The organism is Brevundimonas sp. CURTG3B2_SDJG (assembly GCF_057364705.1).
This window is the reverse complement of record NZ_JBNFOJ010000148.1, coordinates 1-7,460: the sequence shown is the minus strand read 5'-3', so window position 1 is coordinate 7,460 and position 7,460 is coordinate 1. Positions and strand designations below refer to the sequence as shown.

11 protein-coding genes and 1 tRNA gene are annotated in these 7,460 nt (G+C 65.6%); 1 reads left to right on the top strand and 11 read right to left on the bottom strand.

Annotated elements, in window-relative coordinates:
- Positions 1-203 precede the first annotated feature (203 nt).
- Positions 204-278: transfer RNA gene (locus AC2W7C_RS11055), tRNA-Thr, on the top strand.
- Between the two features lie 92 nt (positions 279-370).
- On the opposite strand, the gene AC2W7C_RS11050 is transcribed toward AC2W7C_RS11055, so the two are convergent.
- The 11 genes from AC2W7C_RS11050 to AC2W7C_RS11000 all read right to left on the bottom strand — a co-directional run.
- Entirely contained in the window at positions 371-1,420 is a 1,050-nt protein-coding gene (locus AC2W7C_RS11050; RefSeq protein WP_486001491.1) for a tyrosine-type recombinase/integrase, read from the bottom strand.
- 437 nt (positions 1,421-1,857) lie between these two features.
- A complete protein-coding gene (locus AC2W7C_RS11045) occupies positions 1,858-2,256 on the bottom strand; it encodes a hypothetical protein (RefSeq protein WP_486001490.1) in 399 nt (132 codons plus the stop codon).
- 385 nt (positions 2,257-2,641) lie between these two features.
- Complete coding sequence (locus tag AC2W7C_RS11040) at positions 2,642-2,842, bottom strand: hypothetical protein (protein WP_486001489.1); 201 nt, start codon at positions 2,840-2,842, stop codon at positions 2,642-2,644.
- Positions 2,843-3,157: 315 nt separating this feature from the next.
- Positions 3,158-4,030, bottom strand: a complete 873-nt coding sequence (locus AC2W7C_RS11035; protein ID WP_486001488.1) for a hypothetical protein — start codon at positions 4,028-4,030, stop codon at positions 3,158-3,160.
- A gap of 41 nt (positions 4,031-4,071) precedes the next feature.
- Complete coding sequence (locus tag AC2W7C_RS11030; RefSeq protein ID WP_486001487.1) at positions 4,072-4,284, bottom strand: hypothetical protein; 213 nt, start codon at positions 4,282-4,284, stop codon at positions 4,072-4,074.
- Positions 4,281-4,538, bottom strand: coding sequence for a hypothetical protein (locus AC2W7C_RS11025; protein ID WP_486001486.1), 258 nt, complete (start codon positions 4,536-4,538; stop codon positions 4,281-4,283). Before AC2W7C_RS11025 ends, AC2W7C_RS11030 begins: the two co-directional genes overlap by 4 nt.
- Complete coding sequence (locus AC2W7C_RS11020) at positions 4,535-4,696, bottom strand: hypothetical protein (protein ID WP_486001485.1); 162 nt, start codon at positions 4,694-4,696, stop codon at positions 4,535-4,537. Before AC2W7C_RS11020 ends, AC2W7C_RS11025 begins: the two co-directional genes overlap by 4 nt.
- Positions 4,686-5,606, bottom strand: a complete 921-nt coding sequence (locus AC2W7C_RS11015; RefSeq protein WP_486001484.1) for a hypothetical protein — start codon at positions 5,604-5,606, stop codon at positions 4,686-4,688. Before AC2W7C_RS11015 ends, AC2W7C_RS11020 begins: the two co-directional genes overlap by 11 nt.
- Positions 5,607-5,620: 14 nt before the next feature.
- Positions 5,621-6,007 carry a hypothetical protein gene (locus AC2W7C_RS11010; protein WP_486001483.1) on the bottom strand — a complete coding sequence of 129 codons (387 nt, stop codon included), beginning with the start codon at positions 6,005-6,007 and terminating at the stop codon, positions 5,621-5,623.
- A 352-nt stretch (positions 6,008-6,359) separates the two neighbouring features.
- Positions 6,360-6,710 carry a hypothetical protein gene (locus AC2W7C_RS11005; protein ID WP_486001482.1) on the bottom strand — a complete coding sequence of 117 codons (351 nt, stop codon included), beginning with the start codon at positions 6,708-6,710 and terminating at the stop codon, positions 6,360-6,362.
- Between the two features lie 25 nt (positions 6,711-6,735).
- A partial coding sequence (locus tag AC2W7C_RS11000; RefSeq protein ID WP_486001481.1) for a DUF6745 domain-containing protein occupies positions 6,736-7,460 on the bottom strand: 725 nt, incomplete at its 5' end.

Below are 7,460 nucleotides of genomic sequence, written 5' to 3'. Positions count from 1 at the left end.
GACCTCTGGCGCCGGCGCGACCTTGGCCGGTTCCGAGCCGGCGCGGGCGGCGGCGGCTCCGGCGAGGGATCGGCTTCGGAGGCTGTGATCTCGGGCTTGGCCATGCTCGGATCAGAGCCCGCCCAAAACTTTTCCGCAAGCTTCCGATTTCGGGGCTTCCCCCTTTGTCCACCGTTGGCTATAGGGCCGCTCTCTCAGATTTCGCCGCCGTAGCTCAGTGGTAGAGCGCATCCTTGGTAAGGCTGAGGTCGTGGGTTCGATTCCCCCCGGCGGCACCACTTTTTCCGTAGTGTATTCAATAACATTCCCCGGCCGGGGGATGGCGCTTTGCGCTTGGCGATTGTTCCGTTTTGTCGGAACGGAACACGAACTAGCTCGCCAGACAGGGAGATTCTTGGGACGGGTGTTCCGCCTTGGTTCTGGCGAGCGCCCGATTCGGCAGCTTCTTTCCGCCCCGAATCTCCCAGCCGTGGTCCCGCACCTCCCTCGATAGGTCGTCGCTGGCCGTGTGGGCGTAGCGCAGGACCATCGTGGCGGACCTCCATCCACCCTGCCCCATGAGGAAGTTGAGATCACGAGTGACGGCGTAGGCCCAGGTCGCCCAGGTGTGGCGAAACAGGTGGCAGTGGACGTGCCTGAAGCCGTTGCGCTCGCAGTACCGGGCGAGCATGAGGTTGACCGCGTCGTAGGCGTGCCAAGGCTCTCCGGAGCCGTTCAGCCAGACGAAGGCGTTCTCGTCGGGCCTTGTCGGCAGGGCGCGCCGGGATCGGTGCTGCAGGTCAACCCCCCGGGCATACCCCTTCTTGGTCTCCCAGAAGACGACGCGTTCGCCCTTCACCGAGACATCTCGCCATTCGAGGTTCAGGGCCTCCGTGGCCCGGCATCCCGTGGCGATGTAAAAGGTGGCCAGGCTGGCGAGGTAGGGCGGCAGGAAGCCCAGCAGAGTTTCGACCTCTCGCGGCGTCAGGAAGTCCACCCGATTCGAACCGGCCTTCGGCTTCACGAACTTGACCGGGTTGCACAGCTTGGGCGCCACGAAGTTCATGACCGCGCTGACGGGCGTATACACCTGACGAATGCGGGTGGAGGGTTTGGCGCCCGCCTTCATCTCAACCGCGAGCCGGTCCATGAACTCCTGGTCGATGTCCTTGAGGGGTGTGAGGCCGATCCGGTCCACCAGGGGCAAAAGGTGGTCGGTCGGTTTGCCGGCGAGCGTGTAGAGATCGACGGCCTCGGCGAAGGTGGCTACTGCCCGGTCGCCATAGACGGCTCGCTTGAACAGGTCGGCCTCAAGCTTCGCCTTGATTTGCTCGGCTTCCGAGCGGACACGCGTTCGCGCACTCTCGTCAACACGGCGGCCCTGGACCGTTCCCCGGATGTGGAAGATGCCGTTCGGCCTCTCGTAGAGCTTGAGCGACATTGGACCGTCAGAACCTCTTGGAGTCTGTCATACTGCGTGGGGGTGACGCGGCGGCTGCGCCCAAGCTTGAGGCACAGGCCGAACTTGTCGAGGGTCTTCCGAACGGCCCGCAGGGGAAAGCCCAGGCGGGCGGCGGCCTCGACGTCCGAGATCGTGTCCGCGCTCATCCTCTCCCCCCGTACAGAGCCGCGATGGCTTGGGCGACGGCCTCCAGCCTGTCAGCCAGGGCTTTGCGGTCTGTGGCTTGGGTGGTCATGGCAGGCGCTCCCCTTGGACCGCGACTGCATCGCGCATCCCTTGCAGGTAGGTTTCGGAAAGGAGCAGGATCAGCGGGCGGTTCATGTCCATGAAAGGACGGACCCGGTTGGCGACGAACGCCTGCTCCGACAGTGATGGCTGAGCCTCGGATCGAACGAGGCGGCTCTTTCGCTCCCCCATCACAGTCCCTGCCCTGGTTCAGTCGCTTTGGCGCGGAGGATGGCGATGCAGACATAGCGGGCAATCTGCGGGCCCATCGGCCGGTCTGTTCGATACCCGCGCGCCCAGATGCCGTCCGGTCCTTCGGTCGCCTCGTTCAGAATCTCGGAGACGTCCAGCCCCAGCCTCTCAGCCAGAGTCAGGGCGGCGTCGAGAGAGGTGGTATACTCAGGGACCAGGTCCCATCCACTTCCTCCGGGGCAGACGTAAATGCCGTTTTCGTCGGTGCGACAGTAGCGCGGTGCCCCGTAGCGCTCGCCATCAACAACAAATCCGCCGATGGTTACGCCGATCTGGCAATCCAACTCCCGGCTCCCGACTTCAGCCTTCTCCAGCCGTTCAATGAGATCGGTCGTCATTGGTCGGTTCCTTTGTGCACTTCGGCTTCCCCGCCCTCCCTCTCAGGCGCAGGTGGGGCGCTTGCTTCAAGCCATTCGATCCACCGCGGGTAGTTCAACCGCGCCCAGTCCGTCGCACCGCGCTGGAAGGCGACCAGGACCGCCATGCGGAGATCGACTTCTAGGCCTTCGACCCTGTCCCGAAGTGCCCCGCCTCCCCCTGCACCAGCGGGGGTGCGGCGCTCCAGTTCGTCGATGGCCGCTTTCAGGGTAGCGCGCAGCGCTGACCACTGAAGGAACTCTCGGGGGAGCATGCATTCGTCCGCAATGCGTCCGATCTCCATCTCGAAATAGCCCAGCCGCGAGAGCAGTGGGACCCCTCCAGCGTCGGGTTGTGACGGGGCGGTCATGACAGGTGCTCCCGCAAAATCGCTTCCCAGGCCTGAAGAATTTCGACCTTCACATCGTCGTCGAAGGTGTCTGCCGCCTGACGCCAGCCGCGACGGTCCGTGATGTCGTGCCAGAGCTTGGCGACAGTGTTTTTCACCGGGTCGGTGCTGATCTCGTAGCCGTCCAGTACCTCCCAGAAGTCGATCTCTTCACCCACGGTCCGATCCCTCCAGAGCGGCGCGGGCTCGACAGGGGCCGCAGCAGCCGCCTTCCATGTCGTCGGCGCACAACGTCGTGCACGGGTACTTAGCGAGGTCTCGGGCCAAGCTATCTCGCTCGGTCTTCAGCCTCGCCTTCTCAGCCTCCAGGTCAGGGGAGACGGGGGAGGCTCCGATCACGCCCAAGGGTTGAACGACAAATCCGCGACCGCGCGCCTCTTCGGCGAGCGCAGCGTCGACGATCATGTCGCCCTCTGCTCCGACAACCAACCACGCCACCGGCTCTACATTAGAGGCTTGGACAGGGAGGGCGGCTAGGATGGCGTCGGTGGCGGCCCGCTTGCCAGACTCAAACGCAAGTTCTGGACGCTGCGGAAGGTCCGCTGGGCGAGGCGCGCGGAAAGCCGCCTGACAAACCACCTCCCGCACCTCAGAGGCTTGGACAGGGAGGACGGCGAGGATGTCGTCGGCCTTGGCGAAGGCGACGCGCATATCGCCCGCGTCGCCGGGGTCTTGTCTCCCATCCATCCAGGGAAAGCCGCCGGATGAATGATCCGCGCGACGGTCTCCCGCACCTCAGAGGCTCGGACAGGGAGGGCGGCGAGGATGGCGTCGGTCGCGTTGGCGACTATTCGGTCCTTTTCGCAGTATAGATCGCTGACCTGCCGACGACCTGCCGCAGACGCAGCCGTGACGGCTGAGCGAACGGCTTTCTCCACCTTCTCCCGAACCTCAGAGGCTGGTGACAGCTGGGCGGGAGCGGGGGCGGCGCCCTCCAGGGCGCCTAGAACGATCATTGCGACCTCGGTTTCGAGCGTGGCGACCTCTTCGTCCTCAAGGGGCAACGGCGCCAGCACCGCCACGAGGTGGCTTACCGCCCGCTCGGCGATGGTCACGTGGACAAGTCGGCCGTCCCGCACCTCAGAGGCTTGTGACGGTGGGGCGTCCCGGAAGGCGGCTACGATGGCCGAGGCCTGGGCCGGTTCGGGCTCTTCCCCTCCCTCGTGCCAGATGCCGTCCTTGGTCGGACCCCAGTGGGTGAGGCCGTCAACGCCGAGGCAGGTCCAGCCGAATGGGGCTTGTGATGGCTGGGCGGGGGCGGTCAGGGCTTCACCGAGAGCGTCCGCGACCTTGGACGTCGGCGAATGGGTCCGAAGTATCCGACACGCGCGCTCGATCAGGTCCACCGGCACGCTCACCATGCGCGGGTCTGGTTTGGGATCAGACATCAACCCTCCTCCCAGTAGCTGATTTCGGCCAACGCGCAGGCTTCGGGCCCGTCTTCGCGCTGGTCCGGATCGTCGTAGTAGGTCGGCGAAATCTGGGCGGCGTACGCCCGGAGTTCGTCCGGCGTGCCGTCGCAGATCGGAGCCGACTTCATCATCTCGGCAATGAAGCGCCTGCAGAACTGGTCCTTGGTTAGCGGGTCTGGTTTGGTCATGCCGAAGCCTCCGCCAGAACCACGGCGCGAACGGCGTGGCCGAGTTCGGTCAACTTCATCGGCCCGCACCGGCCGTTGGGGCTGGTGATGTGGTGGTAGAACAGGCCCTCCCGCCTCAGAGCGCGGACGGTGGCCATCGTGAAGTCGCCCGAGAAGCCGCCGCGGCGCATGATCTCGCGCTGGGTCTTGCTCAGGCCGTTCGCCAGGATTGCGGCGACGACATCCGGGCGGTCTGGTTTGGGGGTGGGGGTCATGTCGAGGTCTCTCGCTTCTCGCGCTCGTAGGCGCGCCTGGCTTCCTTGGGCGACCTGAAGCCGCCGACGATCTGGCCTCTCCGGTAGTCAGTGAACTGCCAGCGGCCGGGCATTGTGGGGTCCGGTTCGATCCGGAAGTTCGTGGGTTCAATCGCCACGTCCAGCCTCCTGGCTCTTGTCCTTCAGGGCGTCGAGGACCCGACGGACAACGCCAAGCGAAAGGTCGTCGACTTTTTGGATGCGGTAGGTATCGCCCTGGCCCATCAGGCTATCGACCAGAACCGTCAGTTCGTGGACGTCTGACGGATCGATCTCAGCCCTATCGGTGCTTGGGGGTTGTGCACTCCGAGCCGACAGGAAGGACATGAGGGCTTCGGCCAGTGCGCCGGCGCCGAGGTCGTGGTTGCCGTCTACGCGACGGATTTCCTGGGCCAGCTCATCGACGGTGAAGGTGGGTGCACTCCGCCCTTCGGGCTGCGTACCCACCGGTTCGGCCGTGCTGATTGCGTCAGGTGCGACAGGCAGGGGCATCCAGAACAGCGGGGGGCGGTCCACAAACGCTCTGCGGCCGTAGATTGCTTCGCGCGCCTCCCAGCGAGGCAGGGGCTTCCTTGCGTACTTGTCCGTGTCCCAGCGGACGATGACCGGCGATGCGGGCCGGAACACCTCGGACCAAACAAGTATTGGCGTCCCATCCATCGGTGCCGTTTCAATCGGCCACCATTGGGCGGCGGGATCATCCCCGCGCTCGGTGGGGATCGGCGCAGCCGATGCGCCCTTCCCTATGAGGGAGAGGACGCGGTCAGCGGCAGCAATGGAAGCTTGGCGGCGTTCGTGAAACGCCGTCACCGCGGCCCTGGTCGGCACGGGGATATCGTCAGCCCAGACTTCAGGGTCAACGGCTCGCGCCACCTCCTCCCGCCCCACAGCCACAGACCTGTCGGCGGCGAACTTCTCCAGCGCCAGGCGCATCGCCGGGACCGAGGCCTTGATCTCCCCACTCACGGGGTTCATGCCGTTGATCGCGCGGTCGATCCTGTGCCGCAGCCCGTCTTCTCTCTTGGTCATGGTGGGTCCTTGGGTCATGCGGCGAGCTCCTGCGCGGCGGCCGAAACCGATCTCGCGATACGCAGCAAAAGGTCGCGGAAGGCTGGCGGGGTGTGGATGCGGGGCGTGCTGTCTGTACCGCCGCCTCGGGCGCCAACCTCTCCAAGGCGCTTGGCGCGTTTCAGCCCCATTCGTTCGACAACCGCCGGGTCCAAGCGGGCCTCGCGACGGCCCCAGGAGAGCTCGGGAAGTGCTGCCCGGTCTACACCGTAGACCAGCAGCAGCGTCGGCTTGCGGGCGTAGTGGCCGTACTGTCCCTGCTCGACGCAACAGGTCCAGCCTCCGAACCGGTCAGCCTGAACCCACCCCCCTTCCTGTCGGGAACCGTAAGGCCGAACCACGGCCAGGCGTGCGATTCCCACGGGTGCTCTACAACTCCTCCAAAGTTGCGCGCAGCGGTCAGAGCTGAAGCGAAGCAGCCTGCGTCTGCTCCCTTGGTCTTGCGGCGCCCGGTCAGCTTGACGGTCAGCGGTTGGCCGAACCACATCTTGCCCCATCGAGGGCACGGAGGGTGCGCCACCACTGGGTGAGGTCCGTCGTACAGGCGAGCATCCGCAGCCTCGTCCCAGGTCTCGACGCCGGGCAGGTTGTAGTAGACCCCGCCAGTCTCAACATAGAGGGCGGCGATCGTGCGGAGGTCCCCCATCTACCCCTCCCCCTTGGTTGGAAGGGTGGCGCGGGCCGGAGTATGCGCTTGCTCCCTCATTGCGCGAGCTAGTCCGCGACCTGGCGCGCTTGCTCGGCGAATGGGTCGAACTCGCGGGCGATGCGGAACTCGTAGAAGCCGGCCGGCAGGTCGTACTTCCCATGCGGGACCGTCGCGTCCTGGACCAACTCGCCCGGGTACTCCAGGATGGCGTAGAGCTTGCGCATGCCGGTCGGAACGTCACGGGTGCGCTCCATCACCTCACCACCCGTCAGGACATGGTGATTGCCGCTTTCCGAGTGGCTGATGATCCAGCCCAGACGGTTCCGTTCGACCTTCGACATTTCGGCGAAATCCGCCGGGGCCGCGTCGAGCTTGATGATGGTGATTTCGCCTTGGGCGCCGATGATGGTCTTCATTTCATTTCTCCATTGAGGGGGTTGCTCAGGTCCGCGAAGGCGGATGCTGGTACTCGGACAGGGGGTCGCCGATCCGCCACGCCTGGGCGTGCAGGGCGGTCTCGATAGGCAGGCTGTCGATGTCGCTGACGTAGGGGACGCCTTCGACGATTATCCCGTTGCGAGGGCAGACCGCCTTCAGAAAGCGGCCGGGCCGATCAAGACCCGGAAGGGTCAGTTCGATCAGCTCGCCGATGTCGGGGGAGCCGCTGTCGTCGATGGTCTTCGACTTCAGGACGGAGAGCATCCGGGGCCAGCCGATGATCGCGGCGCCCGCTGCCCGCTGCTCCACGTTGGACGCCTTCAGGATGACCGACGGGTCGATCTCGCTCTTGCGCTCGACCCACTCCGCAGGAACGCGGGTTCCGTGCCAGGCCCAGACGCCGGTTCCGTCGGGATAGAGTAGCGCCGCGCCGGCGTCACTGTGCAGACGACCTTCAGCGTCTCGGTGCAGCTCGACGGGGCGCTCCGTGAGGATGACCGCGCCCTCGAATGGCCACCACCAACCGCAGGACCGGGCGACTTCGCTCAGGCCGTTCAGGCGGGCGGCGGCAGGTAGATCGGCGGCTCTGGCGAAGTAGTCGTAGAAGGCGAGCCAGCCCGCGTCGTGCTGGCCCCAGATGGCTCGATTGACCTGAGCCCTGACCTGAGCCCCGACCTGAGCCCAGACCTGAGCCCTGACTTGAGCCCCGACCTGAGCCCCGACCTGAG

What these genes read in the sequence shown, in the direction of transcription:
- AC2W7C_RS11015 (WP_486001484.1), bottom strand. Translation starts at nt 5,606, where the DNA reads ATGACCAAGAGAGAAGACGGGCTGCGGCACAGGATCGACCGCGCGATC.
- AC2W7C_RS11050 (WP_486001491.1), bottom strand. Translation starts at nt 1,420, where the DNA reads ATGTCGCTCAAGCTCTACGAGAGGCCGAACGGCATCTTCCACATCCGG.
- AC2W7C_RS11025 (WP_486001486.1), bottom strand. Translation starts at nt 4,538, where the DNA reads ATGACCCCCACCCCCAAACCAGACCGCCCGGATGTCGTCGCCGCAATC.
- AC2W7C_RS11045 (WP_486001490.1), bottom strand. Translation starts at nt 2,256, where the DNA reads ATGACGACCGATCTCATTGAACGGCTGGAGAAGGCTGAAGTCGGGAGC.
- AC2W7C_RS11030 (WP_486001487.1), bottom strand. Translation starts at nt 4,284, where the DNA reads ATGACCAAACCAGACCCGCTAACCAAGGACCAGTTCTGCAGGCGCTTC.
- AC2W7C_RS11005 (WP_486001482.1), bottom strand. Translation starts at nt 6,710, where the DNA reads ATGAAGACCATCATCGGCGCCCAAGGCGAAATCACCATCATCAAGCTC.